The sequence below is a fragment of the Synechococcus sp. PCC 6716 genome (genome assembly GCF_022570815.1).
Classification (GTDB): domain Bacteria; phylum Cyanobacteriota; class Cyanobacteriia; order Thermosynechococcales; family Thermosynechococcaceae; genus Thermosynechococcus; species Thermosynechococcus lividus.
Map to the genome: position 1 here is coordinate 227,053 of NZ_JAKLTU010000001.1, position 16,719 is coordinate 243,771.

At 53.4% G+C, this 16,719-nt stretch carries 17 protein-coding genes and 1 tRNA gene; 12 read left to right on the forward strand and 6 right to left on the reverse strand.

The window, feature by feature from the left end; genetic code table 11:
• Positions 1 to 15 precede the first annotated feature (15 nt).
• The 3 genes from L5220_RS01075 to L5220_RS01085 all read left to right on the forward strand — a co-directional run bounded on the left by L5220_RS01075 (position 16) and on the right by L5220_RS01085 (position 3,190).
• Entirely contained in the window at positions 16 to 1,323 is a 1,308-nt protein-coding gene (locus L5220_RS01075) for an RNA-guided endonuclease InsQ/TnpB family protein (RefSeq protein ID WP_499571068.1), read from the forward strand.
• 216 nt (positions 1,324 to 1,539) lie between these two features.
• Positions 1,540 to 2,709 carry a cysteine desulfurase family protein gene (locus L5220_RS01080; RefSeq protein WP_099799003.1) on the forward strand — a complete coding sequence of 390 codons (1,170 nt, stop codon included), beginning with the start codon at positions 1,540 to 1,542 and terminating at the stop codon, positions 2,707 to 2,709.
• Positions 2,710 to 2,719: 10 nt separating this feature from the next.
• Positions 2,720 to 3,190, forward strand: a complete 471-nt coding sequence (locus tag L5220_RS01085) for a hypothetical protein (RefSeq protein WP_499571070.1) — start codon at positions 2,720 to 2,722, stop codon at positions 3,188 to 3,190.
• Positions 3,191 to 3,434: 244 nt separating this feature from the next.
• Here L5220_RS01085 and groL read toward each other — a convergent pair whose 3' ends face one another.
• From groL to L5220_RS01105, 4 genes are all read right to left on the reverse strand, one after another.
• Positions 3,435 to 5,072: a chaperonin GroEL gene (groL, locus tag L5220_RS01090; RefSeq protein ID WP_099799000.1), complete on the reverse strand. Its 1,638-nt coding sequence runs from the start codon at positions 5,070 to 5,072 to the stop codon at positions 3,435 to 3,437.
• A gap of 54 nt (positions 5,073 to 5,126) precedes the next feature.
• Positions 5,127 to 5,438 carry a co-chaperone GroES gene (gene groES / locus L5220_RS01095; protein ID WP_099798999.1) on the reverse strand — a complete coding sequence of 104 codons (312 nt, stop codon included), beginning with the start codon at positions 5,436 to 5,438 and terminating at the stop codon, positions 5,127 to 5,129.
• Positions 5,439 to 5,621: 183 nt separating this feature from the next.
• On the reverse strand, positions 5,622 to 6,437 hold the full coding sequence (locus tag L5220_RS01100; protein ID WP_499571072.1) for a carbohydrate ABC transporter permease: 816 nt from the start codon (positions 6,435 to 6,437) through the stop codon (positions 5,622 to 5,624).
• Positions 6,427 to 7,938: an ammonium transporter gene (locus L5220_RS01105; RefSeq protein ID WP_499571074.1), complete on the reverse strand. Its 1,512-nt coding sequence runs from the start codon at positions 7,936 to 7,938 to the stop codon at positions 6,427 to 6,429. The genes L5220_RS01100 and L5220_RS01105 overlap by 11 nt, the downstream gene beginning before the upstream one ends.
• Before the next feature lie 112 nt (positions 7,939 to 8,050).
• On the opposite strand from L5220_RS01105, the gene L5220_RS01110 reads away from it, so the two are divergent.
• The 4 genes from L5220_RS01110 to moaA all read left to right on the forward strand — a co-directional run bounded on the left by L5220_RS01110 (position 8,051) and on the right by moaA (position 11,321).
• Positions 8,051 to 8,839, forward strand: coding sequence for an MORN repeat-containing protein (locus L5220_RS01110; RefSeq protein WP_499571076.1), 789 nt, complete (start codon positions 8,051 to 8,053; stop codon positions 8,837 to 8,839).
• Positions 8,840 to 8,866: 27 nt separating this feature from the next.
• Positions 8,867 to 10,132 carry a bifunctional folylpolyglutamate synthase/dihydrofolate synthase gene (locus L5220_RS01115; protein ID WP_499571078.1) on the forward strand — a complete coding sequence of 422 codons (1,266 nt, stop codon included), beginning with the start codon at positions 8,867 to 8,869 and terminating at the stop codon, positions 10,130 to 10,132.
• A 32-nt stretch (positions 10,133 to 10,164) separates the two neighbouring features.
• Positions 10,165 to 10,238, forward strand: a tRNA-Asp gene (locus L5220_RS01120).
• Positions 10,239 to 10,361: 123 nt separating this feature from the next.
• On the forward strand, positions 10,362 to 11,321 hold the full coding sequence (moaA, locus tag L5220_RS01125) for a GTP 3',8-cyclase MoaA (RefSeq protein WP_227517314.1): 960 nt from the start codon (positions 10,362 to 10,364) through the stop codon (positions 11,319 to 11,321).
• 181 nt (positions 11,322 to 11,502) lie between these two features.
• Here moaA and tnpA read toward each other — a convergent pair whose 3' ends face one another.
• A complete protein-coding gene (tnpA, locus tag L5220_RS01130) occupies positions 11,503 to 11,901 on the reverse strand; it encodes an IS200/IS605 family transposase (RefSeq protein ID WP_499571080.1) in 399 nt (132 codons plus the stop codon).
• 22 nt (positions 11,902 to 11,923) lie between these two features.
• Between tnpA and L5220_RS01135 the strand changes: the two genes are divergently transcribed.
• The 5 genes from L5220_RS01135 (at position 11,924) to L5220_RS01155 (ending at position 15,942) form a co-directional block, all read left to right on the forward strand.
• Positions 11,924 to 13,207: an IS200/IS605 family accessory protein TnpB-related protein gene (locus L5220_RS01135; RefSeq protein WP_499571082.1), complete on the forward strand. Its 1,284-nt coding sequence runs from the start codon at positions 11,924 to 11,926 to the stop codon at positions 13,205 to 13,207.
• A gap of 53 nt (positions 13,208 to 13,260) precedes the next feature.
• Positions 13,261 to 13,911: a DUF3318 domain-containing protein gene (locus L5220_RS01140; protein ID WP_099798994.1), complete on the forward strand. Its 651-nt coding sequence runs from the start codon at positions 13,261 to 13,263 to the stop codon at positions 13,909 to 13,911.
• A gap of 6 nt (positions 13,912 to 13,917) precedes the next feature.
• On the forward strand, positions 13,918 to 14,127 hold the full coding sequence (locus tag L5220_RS01145) for a hypothetical protein (protein WP_448514035.1): 210 nt from the start codon (positions 13,918 to 13,920) through the stop codon (positions 14,125 to 14,127).
• Positions 14,128 to 14,258: 131 nt separating this feature from the next.
• A complete protein-coding gene (locus L5220_RS01150; protein ID WP_448514034.1) occupies positions 14,259 to 15,440 on the forward strand; it encodes an aldo/keto reductase in 1,182 nt (393 codons plus the stop codon).
• 112 nt (positions 15,441 to 15,552) lie between these two features.
• Positions 15,553 to 15,942: a hypothetical protein gene (locus L5220_RS01155; protein WP_099798991.1), complete on the forward strand. Its 390-nt coding sequence runs from the start codon at positions 15,553 to 15,555 to the stop codon at positions 15,940 to 15,942.
• On the opposite strand, the gene ispD is transcribed toward L5220_RS01155, so the two are convergent.
• Positions 15,918 to 16,640 (reverse strand): 2-C-methyl-D-erythritol 4-phosphate cytidylyltransferase, encoded by a 723-nt coding sequence (gene ispD / locus L5220_RS01160; RefSeq protein ID WP_499571085.1) that lies wholly within the window; start codon positions 16,638 to 16,640, stop codon positions 15,918 to 15,920. The genes L5220_RS01155 and ispD overlap by 25 nt on opposite strands.
• Between the last annotated feature and the right edge of the window lie 79 nt (positions 16,641 to 16,719).

A 16,719-nucleotide genomic window follows, 5' to 3' on the forward strand; every position in this document is an offset into this window, starting at 1 on the left:
TACCATCTTAACCTAATGATGTTTTTAGCCGTCCAAAAAGATAGTTTCCAACCTGACAAGCAGCTTGCTCAGTTGCTTACTGAGTTAGCGCGTCTTGCCAACAATCTCTACAACCAAGGCGTGTATGAGTCTCGGCAATACTTCTTTGAGCAAGGACGGAAACCGTTCAAGGTTCTGAAGTATGTCAACCTCTACGCAAAACTGAAGGAGAGTGAAAACGGGAAGCTGTTACATTCTCAGGCTGCACAGCAAGTGTTGAAATCTGTGAATGAGGCGTTCAAAAGCTTCAAATCACTCTCAAAACTGTTCAAACTGGGGCAGTTCGAACATGAACCAAAATTGCCGCGATACCGCACCAAAGGCGGGTTGTATCAAGTCGTATTCACGGGGCAATCCCTGAAAGTAGAGAAAGGCTTGATTCGAGTTCCTTTGGGCAACGGTGGGAAAGCTGCATTTGGAAGAGATGCGTTCTACATCCCGTTACCAGAACGATTAAAGGATGTGCAGATTCGAGAACTGCGATTCATTCCGACGAATGGGCAGTGGGTTGTTGAGTATGTTCACTTCACGATGGACAAGACTGCTCAATGCTGCAAATTGTGTCCTGAGAACGTTTTAGCGCTTGACCCAGGCCTGAATAACCTCTTGGCCGGCGTGACAAATACTGGACTTGCCTTTGTGTTGGATGGTAGAGGGTTGACATCTCGAAACCAATGGTTCAATAAGCAGGTTGCCAAATTCAAATCGATTCTGACTCATGGCAAGCCATCCATGAAGGGCGCGACCTCGAAGCGAATCCAACTTAATACCCATAAGCGAAATTGCTACGTGCGAGACTACATCAACAAAGCAGCACGGTGGGTCGTCAACTTCTGCTTGGAAAACGACATCGATACTATCATCTACGGTCGAAACAACGGGCAGAAAGATGAAATCAATTTGGGTGCAAAAACGAATCAGGAATTCGTGCAAATTCCGCACTACAAAGTGTTTGGACGAATTGAGCAGCTTTGTTTAATTGTCGGGATTCGATTAGTCGAAACCGAAGAATCGTATACGTCTCAAGCCTCGTTTTTTGATAATGACTTCTTGCCTACGTTCGGTGAAAAACCTGAAGGGTGGAAGGCATCAGGAAAACGAATTCTTAGAGGTCTGTACCGAACTGCGCAAGGATGGCTTATCAATGCAGACTGTAATGGAGCCTGCAACATCATGAGAAAGGTAAGCACAAAGCTCAATATCGAGTTGAGTGGAGTGTGTAGAGGGGCTGTGGCAGCCCCTTCTAAGGTCAAGTTAGGGCAGATTGGTTTTGCTCTAGCCTAACTTAGAGAAGCCTCGCCGTTCCACGGCGGGGAGTGTCACTACCGGTCAGATTCGGGTGCTCTCGCAAATCGAACGCTTTGGCAGCCCCCGTGACTCCGAAACTGATCCGGTAGAATTAGCGTAGGGGACTTGCCAGCCACTGCCTCAGCATACCGAGGATGTCATTGTGGGAACTCCAAACGAGCAGCCCCGATCTGCCGTGATTCGTGCCCACCGATGCAACTTTATTTTGACTATGGTGCCACCACGCCCTGTCGTGCCGAGGTCTTAGCGGCAATGCTGGCGGCCTATGAGCAGCAGTGGGGAAACCCCGCTAGTATTCACGCGTGGGGTCAACGGGCGGCGATCGCCCTAGAGCAGGCACGGATGCAAGTGGCAGCCTTAATCAACGCCCATGCTGACGAAATTATTTTTACCTCGGGGGGCACGGAAGCCGATAATTTGGCCTTGGCGGGGATCACCCAGCAGTACTCCACGCCACAACATCTAATTATTTCTGCCGTTGAGCATTCGGCTATCGCTAAGCCAGCCGCTGCCCTCGCTGCCCAAGGGTGGCAGGTGACCTATCTTGGGGTCAATCGCTGGGGGCAGGTGGAACCGGCTCAACTGCGCCAAGCTCTACGGGATAATACCGTACTTGTTTCAGTGATCTATGGCCAAAGTGAAGTGGGGACGCTGCAACCCATTGCTGAGTTGGCGGCTATTTGTCAGGAGGCGGGGGTACGCTTTCACACCGATGCGGTGCAAGTGGCTGGGCGATGTCCCCTCGATGTGCGGCGCTTAGGGGTCGATTTACTATCGTTGTCTAGCCATAAGATCTATGGCCCCCAAGGAGCCGGTGCCCTCTATGTGCGCTCGGGGCTAGCGCTAGAGCCTCTGTTGCGCGGTGGCGGCCAAGAACTGGGACTGCGCTCTGGCACACCGGCGGTGCCGACACTGGTGGGATTTGGGGTTGCGGCGGAACGTGCTGCTGCGGAATTAGAGACAGAGCACCCACGGCTGATTCAACTGCGCGATCGCCTCTGGCAACAATTGCAGATGCATCCCCAAGTAGAACTCACTGGTCATCCTTGGCAGCGTTTGCCCCATCATGTAAGTGTGATCCTGCGCGATCGCCACGGTCAGCCCCTCAATGGCAAAACCTTTGTCCGCCAACTGAATCTGGCGGGGATAGCCGTTAGTGCTGGCTCGGCGTGTCACAGCGGTCAGACCCAGCCCAGCAGCACCCTATTGGCCATGGGGTACGATCCGGACACAGCCAAAGCGGGGATCCGCATTACGTTGGGGCACCAGACCACTGCCGAGGACATCGATTGGTTGGTTATGGTACTGCGGCAGTATCTGGCCGACGCGATCGCGCCTGCGGTTCCCATGTCTCTCAGCTAAAGGCACACCTATGCTACTGGCGACGCTCTCTGATCAAGGTTCCTTCGCCCTGACCCTTTACGGCATAGGGATAACCGCAATACTGCTATTCACCCTCCTGCGGTGGGCGCAACACCCCTCCCCCATTGAGAAAGAGCGCGATCGCTATCAAAGGGAACTTAGTCAATGCCAAGCTGAGTGCGCTCAACTGCGGCAACAACTGGAACAAATAAGCGCCGACAACCATAACCTATTGCGCGATCGCGACCACTGGCAACAGCAATACCAAGCCCTTAGCCAACAGTTGACAACCTTAGAAGCTACCTATCAACAACTAGAGCAAAACCTGCATCGCCTTGAACAGGAACGCGATCGCCTTCAACACGCCCTGAACCAACCCCCAGATTGGTGGCACGAAATGACCAAAAATTATCAAACATGGTGGGAGAGCCTACCTTTTTTACCCCACGAAGAAACTGGATCGAACTCGTCTCAGCAATGAAATCCGACGGAGCTAGTGGCCTAGGCTTCAGCGGTAGCAGAATTTTGAGTGGAGTATGCACAAAGGGAATCGACACGCACGGTGAGTCCGCCTACCCGACACTGCTCCCTTTTAGCCCAATAAAAAAGCGGAGAGTCACTCCCCGCTTTACCTAATTCCTGATCCCGTTGTGAGTTGTCTAACTCTGGAACAGGTTACGTTGCCACTGGTAATGAATCGTGGGTGATACTAGTTCGTTAAGAAACTAGTAGTCGAAGTCACCCCCCATGCCAGCGCCTGCCCCTGCGGGAGCATTATCTTTTGGCTCGGGTTTATCGACGATAATGCACTCGGTGGTCAGCACCATGCCAGCAATAGAGGCTGCGTTTTGCAGCGCCGAACGGGTGACTTTAGCAGGGTCAACAATGCCAGCTGCAAACATATCGACGTACTCGTCTTTGGCTGCATCGTAACCTACATTAAAGTCTTTTTCTTTGACCCGCTCAAAAATGATGGCTCCATTTTGACCAGCATTTTCAGCGATGCGGCGCAGCGGAGCACTGAGGGCGCGCTCAACGATGTTAGCTCCAATGAGCTCCTCACCGGTTAAGTGTTCCGCAGCCCAGTTGCTCAGTTCGGGTGCTAGGTGGGCAAGGGTTGTGCCACCGCCGGGGACAATGCCTTCTTCAACGGCTGCTTTGGTCGCGTTGATGGCATCTTCGAGACGCAGCTTGCGATCTTTCATTTCAGTTTCGGTGGCGGCACCCACTTTAATCACGGCTACGCCACCCGCCAGCTTGGCTAACCGCTCTTGCAGCTTCTCTTTGTCGTAGCTGGAATCGGTTTCCTCAATTTGCCGACGGATTTGCTCACAACGGGCTTTCACGGCTTTTTCGTTACCTTCGGCCACAATCGTGGTGGTGTCCTTAGTAATGGTGATGCGGCGAGCTTTACCCAACATATCCAGTTTGGTGTTGTCGAGTTTCAGACCCGCATCTTCGGTAATCACCTGACCGGCAGTGAGCACCGCAATGTCTTCCAGCATGGCTTTACGGCGATCGCCAAAGCCAGGAGCTTTAACGGCAGCCACATTGAGTACCCCACGCAGGCGGTTCACCACTAGGGTGGCCAGCGCTTCTTTCTCGATGTCCTCAGCAATAATCACTAAGGGTTTACCCGCACGTGCCACTTGCTCTAGGATGGGCACGAGGTCTTGAACCAGAGTGATTTTTTTATCGGTGATGAGAACAAACGGCTCATCGAGAACGGCTTCCATCCGCTCGGTATCAGTGGCAAAGTAGGGAGAGATGTAGCCTTTGTCAAAGCGCATCCCTTCGGTGACCTCCAATTCGGTGGTCATGGATTTGCCTTCTTCAAGGGAAATTACCCCTTCCTTACCTACTTTGTCCATGGCATCGGCAATCATCCGACCCACTTCTTCATCGTTACCGGCAGAGATGGCTGCCACTTGGGCAATGGCTTTTGAGTCTTCGACGGAGCGAGCGTGGGCAGCAATTTTATCCACTAAGAATTGAGTGGCTTTGTCAATGCCGCGTTTTAGGGAGATGGGGTTCGCTCCGGCTGCAACGTTGCGTAGCCCTTCTTTGACCATGGCGTGAGCTAGCACGGTAGCGGTGGTGGTACCATCGCCAGCGGCATCGTTGGTTTTAGAGGCAGCTTGGCGAATCAGAGCCACACCCGTATTTTCAATGTGGTCTTCTAGTTCAATTTCTTTGGCAATGGTGACGCCGTCGTTAATGATTTGCGGGGCACCAAATTTCTTTTCCAAGACGACGTTACGACCTTTGGGGCCAAGGGTGACAGCCACGGACTCAGCCAAGATGTCCATGCCTTTTTCAAGGGCGCGACGAGCATTTTCGTTGTAGATGATACGTTTTGCCATAGGTGTTTCCTACCTCAGTTGTTCAACAGTAATGAGATGTTGCAAGGCAAGTGATTAGGCAACCACTGCCAGAATGTCTTTTTCCGAAAGCAGAACGTAGTCTTCACCGGCTAGCTTGACTTCGGTACCGGCATACTTGGAGTACAGCACTTTGTCGCCCACTTTCACATCCATTGGCTGGCGTTTGCCGTCGTCGTTTAGTTTGCCAGGGCCAACGGCGGTGACTTCACCCACTTGGGGTTTTTCGCGGGCGTTGTCGGGCAGCAAGATGCCCCCAGCCGTGCGTTCTTCACTTTCGCTGACTTTGACAAAAATGCGATCGCCCAAAGGCTTTACAGTTGAAACACTTAGAGATACGGCTGCCATAGCGTACTGATCTCCCAATCGTAAGAATAAGGGTAAACGTCATGCTGCACGGCTCTGTCCGATCGCGCAGCAGTCAAGGAGTCGAGACGTTGGTGTTAGCACTCTCTACCTCCGAGTGCTAATGTAGCGAGAGGGGATTGGCGATCGCAACTCGGGTTGCAGTACGGTTTTCCGAACGGCACCCTAGGACTTCAGGCCAGTCGTGGCAATACCGCGAATCAACTGTCGCTGGCCAAGGGCAAACAACACAATCACGGGCACCGTAGCAATCACGGCAGCGGCCATCATCAGCGGCCAGTCATTTGTAAACTGTTCCTGAAAGTTCGCCAAGGCAAGCTGCACCGTCACCAGTTCCGGTTTTGTCGTAAACACCAAGGGCTTAAACAGGTCATTCCACTCGCCAATGAAAGTAAAGATAAATAGCGTAACAAGGGCAGGCCGGCTCAGGGGCAGCAAAATATACCACAGCACCTGCCAGCGGCTAGCGCCATCCAAGAACGCTGCTTCCTCAAGTGCCATGGGCAAGGTCAAGAAGAATTGCCGCATCAGAAAGACCCCGAAGCCATTGGCAGCCGTTGGTAGAATTAACGCGCCGTAGGTATTAATCAGATGGCCTGCCTTCAAGATCAAAAAGATTGGGATCACCAGCAGTTGAAAGGGAATAACCAGCGTTGCCAGCATCAGCACCAGAATCAACTGCTGGCCGCGAAACTGTAAGCGCGCTAAGGCGTAGCCCGCCAACGCCGACGTAAATAGCTGGCAGGCCGTTACCGCCAATGCCACTAGGGTAGAGTTAGCAAAGGCACGGATAAAATGTCCCTGCTCCCAAGCGCTTTGGTAGCTCTGCCATGTCCACCCCTGAGGCGGCAGCAGTTGGCTAGGAAGTGCACCCGCAGGCCAGCCGGAGGTACACACCACAACGATTAAGGGACTCAGCAGCAGCACGGCGCCTAGCCCCAGCAGCAGCGACAACCCAACAGTGCGGAGCCTAGCGGCCACTGCCAGACATCCGTTTCAGCAGATCCACAAAGCCCTTGACCTCTTCGCGGAATAGGAACCCAGCGTAGGCTTCCATCCCGTGCTCGCCAATATCCAACCCTTCGATTTCTTCCTCTGGGGAGACGCGAATCCCCATCGTTACCTTTAGTAAGAGCCAGACTGCCGTACTAAAGAGTACTGTAAAGCCCCCCACTGCCAGCACCCCTACTAACTGATGCCACAGTTGAGTCACATCCCCGCTCCACAGTAACCCCTTAAGGGGACCGTCTTTGTAGAGGCTCCCCGGGCCATCGGCAAATAGACCCACCGCCAAGGTCCCCCAAATACCATTGACCAAATGGACGGAAATGGCACCGACCGGATCATCGATTTTGAGACGATCCACAATGACCACTGAAAACACAATGATGATACCAGCTACGATCCCGATGAGAATGGCACTCTCAAGGGTAACAAAGGCACAGGGGGCAGTAATGGCGACTAAGCCTGCCAGAATGCCGTTAATGATCATTGAGAGATCCGGCTTACCAAAGTACAAGGTGGAGACTACCGTTGCCGTAACCCCACCAAAGGCGGCGGCCATATTGGTTGCGACCGTAATGTGGGCGATCGCTAGTGGATCTGCGGTCATGGTCGAACCCGGGTTAAAGCCAAACCACCCTAACCACAAAATTAAGCAACCAAGGGTAGCAATGGCAAAATTATGGCCAGGGATCGCCGCCACTGAGCCGTCTTCCATATAGCGGCCTAAGCGCGGCCCAAGCAGTGCTGCCCCCATCAAGGCCGCCCAACCACCGACGGAGTGAACCACCGTTGAACCCGCAAAGTCCCACATTCCCATCTTCTGCAACCAACCCCCACCCCAAATCCAGTGACCGGTAATTGGGTAGGAGATCCCCACCAACAACAAGCTAAAGACAAAAAAAGCATAGAACTTAATGCGCTCAGCAACTGCCCCTGACACGATGGTGGCGGCTGTACCGGCAAACACAAGTTGGAAAAAGAACTTGGCGTACAAGGGGACTGCTGCCCAACTCAGAGCGTCGTAAACTCCGCTGTAGTTTTCGGTAGCGGGGCTGTTATCGGAGCCTAGCAAAAAGAAACCACTCAAACCCATGAAGGCGTTGCCATCCCCAAACATGAGGGCAAACCCAATGGACCAAAAGGAAATGCTGGAGAGGGCAAAGACGATGAGATTTTTTGAGAGGAGGTTGACTGCGTTCTTAGCTCGACAAAAGCCGGTCTCCAGCATACCGAAGCCCGCGTTCATGAAGAATACCAACACCCCTGCAAAAAGAACCCAGAGCGTATTGAGCACCACCGCCACGGCTTCGGGAATATCGCTCGAGGCGGCAGTATCTTGGCCAAGGGCAGCCGTTGCCGAGAGCACCCCAATCATCCCAGCAAACACCAGCAGGGTGCGGCGCAGGGGTAGGTACAGCAAACAACTCAAGGGATGGTTGAAACGCAACCAACGACGGGACACAGAGCGCAGCTTCATAGGTTTAGTTTTCCAGTCACGCGAAGACAATTTACAGATACCCCCGCCAGCCTCAACTCTTAAGGGATACCAAGGGTTGAGCCGCAAACTAGCAATATACGCAATTCCTTGCTTGATCATCCCTGAAGGGGAGCGCGGCCAAATGTATCAGCAATTACAAAATACCGGAATCACTGCCCAAATTCTGCATAGGTTGCTGCATGTGCCAGTTAAGAAAGTTGCAATTGCCCGCAAGTGTTCGGAGTATCCAGTGCTGACTAATTTGCGTTGCCCTAGCCTTGCCCTCGTCCGCCCTCGGGCGATCGCCCCCAACAGCCTTTTTCTTGCCCTGATGGGGTTAGGGGTGTTGACTCTGCCGTTGCCCCCAGCGATGGCGCAAATTGCTGTTTATGAAGGTCAGCGGGTTACGGGGGATGTGACAATGACCCTCCCCGATGGCAGCACTTACCAAGGAGAACTCCTGAATGGTCGTTTTAACGGTCAAGGGATTCTCTCGATGGCTAACGGCAACCGCTACGAGGGGGAGTTTCGCAATGGTCGTTACCATGGCCAAGGACTGCTGACCTATGCGGATGGGGGTCGCTACGAAGGCGGGTTTGTGGATGGGGTCTTCAATGGCAAAGGGATTTTAGAGCTGGCCAATGGTCAACGGTACGAAGGCAACTTCCAAAATGGCCAGTTCCATGGCGATGGTGTTTTAACCTTTGCCGACGGTACCCGCTACGAAGGCAAATTTGAAGCGGGTCAGTACCATGGAATGGGGACGCTATCCTTTGGGGATGGCACCAGCTATACGGGGAATTTTCGCAATGGCCTGTTCGATGGGCAAGGGGTGTTTACACTGCCCGACGGCTCCCGCTTGGTGGCAACATGGCGGAACGGTCGCCGCGAACCCCGCTAACATTCGTTTGGGGGATGCTCTCATTCTGTGCCTTTAACGTCAACAGATGCCATTACATCAGCCCTCGCACCCTACAGTCGTTTTGGGGTGCGTTTGGGGCTAGAGCCTATCCAAGAACTCTTAAGTGCCCTCGGAGCACCGCAGGAGCGGGTTCCTTTGATCCATGTGGCAGGCACCAATGGTAAAGGCTCAGTCTGCGCCTACCTTGACAGTGTCCTGCGGGCAGCGGGCTATCGCACTGGTCGCTACACCTCGCCCCACCTGTTGAGTTGGTGTGAGCGCATTTGCGTTGATGGTGCGGCAATTGCCGTGGACGATTTCTTAGCGCTGATTCACCGGATTGAGGGGGTGCTCCCCCAACTGACCTACCAGCCCAGTCAGTTTGAATTGGTCACTGCTGCAGCATGGCTGTATTTTGCTGAGCAGCGGGTGGACATTGCAGTTATCGAAGTGGGGCTGGGGGGGCGGCTCGATGCCACCAACGTCTGCCCACCTCCCTTGGTGAGTGTGATTACCTCCATTGGCTGGGATCATTGGCAGCGCCTCGGCAATACCCTCGGGGCGATCGCCAGTGAAAAGGCGGGGATTCTCAAATCCCACCGACCCGCAATCATTGGGCCGGTGCCACCAGAAGCGCAAGCGGTCATCCAAACTCGCCTAGAGCAACTACAGTGCCCTGCGGTGTGGCCTGAACCGGCTCAGTGGTCGGCGCGCCCCGGGTGGGCAACTTGGCGGGGGATTGACTATCCATTGCCCCTTGCTGGGGAGATGCAACTGGTGAATTCAGCGTTGGCGATCGCCACGGTGCAAGAACTCCAACAGCAGGGTTGGTCCATTGCGCCTGAGGCTATTGAAATTGGGATGGCGCAAACCCGCTGGCCAGGGCGACTGCAATGGTTATCTTGGCAGGGGCAAGACCTTTTGATTGACGGTGCCCACAACGCGCCAGCAGCCGCCTACCTGCGGCAGTACGTGGATCAACTGGGGTGGCCGACAGTGACTTGGGTGGTGGGGATGCTGGCCAACAAAGATCACGCTGGGATTCTCCAGCAACTTCTGCGACGGGGCGATCGCCTCTGGCTGGTGCCTGTGCCTGCGCACCAGAGCGCCGACCTCGATACCTTAGCTGCGCTGGCACGCCAATGCTGTCCTGAGGTGGCAGAGTGTCGGTGTTTTGGCAGCATACTAGAGGCGTTAGCGGCATCCCCTCCCCATGCGGTTGTGTGTGGTTCCCTCTATCTCATTGCGGTCGTGCTAGGGGTTCACCGCAATGGTGTATTGACAGCGCTGTAGGGTTTTGCTAGGTTAAAGATCGCTCAAAAATTGGGACTGTAGTTCAATCGGTTAGAGCACCGCCCTGTCACGGCGGAAGTTGCGGGTTCGAGCCCCGTCAGTCCCGTTGCTCTCAAGAGTAGGTGAATGGAACCTGCCCTTGGGTTTAACTAATGAGGGGTTCGGGAAGCAATACGTCCCGCCCTGTACCCGTAGGGGTAGTGTCGGGAGGATGTCACGTAGGATGGTTATGGTTGCCAGTCCCCCAAGCCAACACCTTGTAGATACTCACCAGCGGCGCATTCGCAAGCTCCGTCTCTCGATTACCGATCGCTGCAATTTGCGCTGTACGTACTGTATGCCAACAGACGCAACCTTTATGCCGCCACAGCATTACCTGACGGTGGCGGAATACGCGACCATTGTGGCAGAACTGGTTGCCCTAGGGGTGGAGGCGGTGCGGCTGACGGGGGGAGAGCCACTGCTGCGTTCAGAATTTCCTGAAATTCTCGCGGCGTTAGCAGCGGTGGGGGTGCCAGACTTGAGCTTGACCACCAATGGCCTGCGTTTATCTAGTTATTTAGGTGTGTTGGCAGAGTATGGAGTACGGCGGCTGAACATCAGTTTAGATAGCCTTGATTCGCACACCTTTGCAACCATTACCCATGGACAACAGTTGGAGGTGGTGAAAGGGGCGATCGCCCGTGCGGTGAACGAAGGGTTTCAGGTCAAGCTCAACATGGTGGTGATGCAGGGGGTCAACGATCACGAGCTAGTTTCGATGGTGGAATACGCAAAATCCCTAGGGATTGAGGTACGGTTTTTGGAGCTAATGCGCATTGGTTATGCCTGTCATCTACCCCATAGTCAATTTATCAGTGCGGCAGCGATGATTCGCCAACTCCAAGGTCACTACGATCTGCAACCTGTGCCCCGTCCCCAAGATGCCACGTCCTTTAACTTTGTCACCGCCTGTGGTGCCCAGATTGGGTTCATTGCCTCAGAGTCGCAGCCTTTTTGTCATCACTGTTCACGCTGGCGACTCTCGGCGGATGGGGTTCTGCGGGCATGTTTATTCAAAGAAGCGGGGGTCGCTCTGCGGGGGCTGGATGCTCAGGCACGACAAGAGGCCTATCAACAAGTTCTTGGCATGAAACCGGCGATTCGGGCTGCTGAAGTTCACCATGCCATGTATCAGATCGGAGGTTAGCGCCATATTCTTAGAACATACCAATTCCAAATGGCAATAAGATGCCAGAGATTAGATAACTCGGTTTTTTGAGTGGTTGAACAAAGTTAGACCGCACTCCCCATCCTCGCTTTAGCAGGGTGGGGTTAGGTTGCGGCAATGGAGCAAAGCGGAATTGCCAATAGATCTAGTCCTTGTAGCCCTAGTTCTCAATATCCTCTTTCAGGATTTCCAGAGATGCCCCACCAGCGGAAACAAATCCATACCCCCTTTTCCAGAAGAAAGGCTTCCAGTAGTAGGGGTTTAGGAAAGCACGAAATTCCTTCCTGATTTCTCGGCTAGTGATGGTTTTGAGGATATTCACAAGGTCTGACGATGCTAGTTTGGGCGGCATTTCTACCAGCAAGTAAATATGGTCTTTTGTTCCCAAATCAGCTTTGCACTCCATAAGGAGGCAACCCTGCGTTTCACAGAGCTTTGCCATCATGCTTTTCAGCCTCGCTTCAATCTCTTCTGTAATCACAGGGTGTCTGTATTTAGTTACAAACACTATATGAATATTGATGGCTCCGAAACAGTGTCCGTAGGGGTTGAGTCTCACACTATGCTGGTACAATTGCTTTATGATAATCCGTCAACCTATTATTCGCACTGACAAATGGAGCCTAAACTCAACGGCTGAACAGCGATTGCTGTTTGCCGAAACGGTGAAGGCTTATCGTCGTTTGTGCAGGCATTTGGTAGGGGTTATCTTTACCCATTGGTCGGAATTGGGAACCCTGAGCAGTCAGAAAGTTATTCCTGCCGTAGAAAGATTGGTGCATCAAACGAGTCAGAACCCTGACGTGAAATATCCTGGCATTGATCAGGCGTTTCACAAGTTCCCCAGTTACTATCGCAGGGCTGCAATTGCCTTTGCGGTAGGGCAGGTTAGCAGTTTTGTGACTCGATACCAGAAATGGCAATCAGGCATCCGCAATCGACGGGATGCAAAACCACCGACTCTCAATGCGAATGCTGGGTGTTATCCATCTCTATACAAAGGGCAGTGCTACAAACTGCACGGCTATGAGCAGATAGAGATTAAGGTTTTCACAGGTTCAGATTGGGTTTGGACAACGGTTCAGGTCTCAGGACTGCGAGAACGACATACGGTTGATAGCAATAAATTGTTATCTCCATCGCTGGTCTTCAATCAGCAAGCCTGCCATCTTTCCGTTCCTTTTGAGTGTCATCCAGAAAAGCGGCAAGCCAATACTAATGTGGTTGCTGTCGATTTGGGTATCAACACCACGGCAACGGTGTCAGTCAGAGCAAGTAAGACGATGGGTAAGGGTGGGAACCTGCACAAGGGATTCTGCTCTAATACCTATCGCAAATGCCGTCATATCAACCAGCAAATCGCCCATATCGTTTCCAAGCGAATTGTGAATATTGCTAAGCAGTTCAACGATCAAGCCATCGTGTTTGAGAATCTGAGGGGGTGGAAAGCAACAGGTGGGCGGAAACGCTCCAACCTGCGCCAGCGCTTTCATGGGTGGCTCAAAGCCATGATTCGGGACTATACGGAGATGAAGTGGCAAGAGGTGGGGGGTCAGACAGTTGATGTCATCGCTGCCTATACCTCTAAGTTGGCTTATGACGGCTCTGGAGTTGTGCGGCGCGACTCTACAAACTATGCTCTGGCAAAATTTACCTCTGGCAAACGTTATAACGCTGACCTGAATGGAAGTCAGAATATCGCTGCCAGAGGGATTCTTAAGCTCACTTGCCGAAAGGACAGTGAGGAACGTTCCAGCAAAAGACCTGGACGTTCGCCTAGAAGCTGGGCTTATTTGTGTGACCTGTGGACTCTCAATTCTCAGGTTAGCACCGACACCACTACCTCGCGTCAGCGGGTGGTGTGAGCTTCATAGATACTCTCAAGCTGTAAAATAACGTTATATCTTAGGACTGTGCTATGACCTCTGCTGCTTCCTCAGTGGCTCGCTCTGACTTAGCAGAATTGCGCCGCCTCAAGGCACTGCTACCGCCTGAACTGCAAAGCTGGGTAATGATTGAGCCGGCCAGTGGCGTGAACCCGCCTCTGATTACCTGCGAAGAAATTGGCAAGGATGAGGTGGAAATTCAGATCGACCTAGCGCGGTGGGATCAACTGGCAAAGGATCAACGTAATTTACTCTTTTGGCATGAGGTGGCGCGGATTCAAAATGACACTATTCCTCGCGACGGTTGGGAAATGGCGGCCTTAGCCATTGGCTTGGGTGGCGCCGTGGGTGAACTCTGGGTACAGGATGGTTTACTCCTGTTGCTGGCACTGGGACTATGTGGCTTTTCTGGCTGGCGACTGTATCAACGCAATAACGGTGAAAAAGTTCTTAAGGAGGCGATCGCAGCAGATGAACGGGCGATCGCCCTCGCCACGCGGTTCGGCTACGAGCTGCCCAATGCCTACAAAAGTTTGGGCAGTGCCCTCAAACTACTCATTGAGCAAAGCCCCAACCGTCGCCAACGCAAACGCTATGAGCTACGCCTACAGGCGCTGAAAAAAAGTGCCGCCAAAGCCAAAGCCCGGATGCAAAACCTGCAAACTGACACCTTACCGCAGTAACCCCGGATGGCTACCTCTCGCAATCGTCGCCTGCTGGTGCCGGCGCTTATTCTGTTTTGGACAATGGCCAGTCTGGGGGTGATGGGGCAGCTTGATCTCCATCCTGTAGTGCGGTACTACGGCTGGACCTTTACCGCTCAGGTTGCGTTTCTCATTTTCTTTGTGCCAACCCTATGGCGACAGGTCACCAAGAAAAAGCGAGACAGTTCCCTTTGAACCAGCGGACATTCAATGGCCACGGCTCTCCGTTTGTACCACCGCGACCGATGCCACTCGGCGCTCGCACAGGAGGCCACACTCGTCTTTGCTGAACTTGTTGCCGCCTGAATTTCTGAAGGGGGAGTCCAATGCTCTATCGTCGTTTTGGTCGCACTAATTTAGCCATGCCAGTGTTCTCCTGTGGGGGGATGCGCTACCAATTTTCATGGCAGGACGTGCCCCCTAGCACCATTCCGGCAGAGAATCAGCGGAATTTAGAAGCGACTATCCAGCGAGCTTTAGACCTCGGCATTAACCATATCGAAACGGCTCGTGGCTATGGTACCTCGGAAGTGCAGTTGGGCAAAATTTTGCCGCGCTTGCCCCGAGAAAAACTGATTGTGCAAACCAAGGTTGGGCCGCGAGCCAATGCCAGAGACTTTCGTGAGAATTTAGAAACCTCATTGCAGAATCTGGGGCTGGACTACATTGATTTGCTGGGCATCCACGGCATTAACTTACCGGAACACCTTGAACAGGTACTGCGACCGGGGGGATGCTTGGAGGTGGTGCGCCAGTTCCAAGCCCAAGGCCGTATCCGCTTTGTGGGGTTTTCTACCCACGGCAGTCTTGAGGTGATTCGCCAAGCGATCGCCAGTGATGTGTTTGACTACGTGAACTTGCACTGGTACTACATCAACCAACAGAATTGGCCTGCCATTCTAGACGCTCACGCCCGGGATATGGGGGTCTTTATCATTAGCCCTGCGGACAAAGGGGGAATGCTGTACAACCCACCCCCTCGCCTTTCCCAGCTATGCGCTCCGTTGAGCCCAATGGTCTTTAACGATCTCTTTTGTCTTTCTCATCCTCAGGTGCATACCCTCAGTGTGGGGGCAGCTCGCCCCAGTGACTTTGAGGCCCATCTCGAGGTCTTAAGCCTACTGAACCAAGCCGAGACGCTGCTGCCGCCGATTGTAGCGCGGCTAGAGCAGGCTGCCATTGAACGCCTTGGCGCTGATTGGTACCATACATGGCACCACGGGCTGCCGCCCTATCACCACACGCCCGGCGAGGTGAATATTCCTACGATTCTTTGGCTGTGGAACTTAGCCCAAGCCTACGACTTGGTGGACTATGCCCGTATGCGCTATAACCTACTCGGGAACGGCGGCCACTGGTTTCCGGGAGCTAATGCAGCTCACGTTGATCAGTTAGACCTCAGCGCCTGTTTAGCCAAGAGTCCCCATCGCCAAGCCATTCCTGCCATTCTCAAGAGCGCCCACCAACTGTTTGCGGGGGCGGCGCAAAAACGACTGTCACAAGCGTGAACAGCCCTCATGGGAGATTGGGGAGTTTCCCCCACGCGATCGCGGAGAATTCCCCTAGGCGGCAGTAGGTGGGTCACCGACAATGAAAGTGTAAGGGTAAGAGGGTCACACTATGGATTTCATCTACCACCTGAGCAACGCCAGCCTTACCCTGCGGGTTGTGCAATTCTTACACGAATATGCTAAGTTGCCGGTTCAGTTTGTCACAGTAATTCATCAGGTGGATGGCTGGGTGGTGCGGGTTAAAATGCACACACCCTTATCTGATGAGCAAGCAGGAAACTTTCGCGCCTTCTTAAACGAGTTGGGGTTTCCCTACACGCCGGGGATTTCGTTGAAAATGGCACTATGGGCACTCGAGACGGGACAACCCATGGTAGATGTGATGCGCCGCTACCAAGTGGCTGTGGTCTCCCACGGGACTCCCAACTACGATGACATTGAAGCGTTTCGCAAACAGTTTATTCAGGGCTTGGGCTACTGCCCTGAAACCTTGGCATAAGGGGGACCCAAGCCATGCTCCCAGCGATGCTGTAGGATGCGCTCTGCAAGGGGGAGATCGCTGGGAGTTGTAATTTTAAGGTTGGTGTCTTCACCCATGACAATGTGGACGGGGTGCCCGAGTCGCTCAAATAAGGCGGCATCATCGGTCACCTCCCAGCCCTGCTCTACCGCCGTGGCATGACCGTTGAGGAGGTAATCGACCCGAAACCCTTGCGGCGTTTGTGCTGCCCACAGCGTACTGCGATCCGGTGTTTGGCTCACGACACCAGCCGCATCCACGATTTTAATCGTGTCTTTTACAGGTATCGCTGCCACAAATCCGTCATAGGTCTCCAGCGCCTGAACGCACCGCTCAATTAAGGCGGGTGTAGCCAAGCAGCGGGCACCATCATGGATCAGGACGTGGCTGGCATGGGTAGGCAGGGCGCGCAAGCCGTTATATACAGATGCTTGGCGTGTATCACCCCCTTCGATCAGCATGATAGGTTGGGGAATGGCTAAATCGGTAATGAGGGTCTGCCAAACCGGGAAATCCTCGGGCTGGCCAATGATGCCAATCCATTCAATGGCCGGTACAGCAGCAACCGCCTGTAGGGTCCATGCCAGCAGCGGTTGCCCTAGCACGCTCAAGCGTAATTTGTTCTGGGCAGCCCCCATCCGCTTGCCCATTCCAGCCGCAGGAATGAGGATGTGCATTGGTGATCAAACTCTACATCGCCCCCATCTTGCCACAGATGGTCGTACTTCCATGCGCTCCTCATTTTTTTGGGCAGTA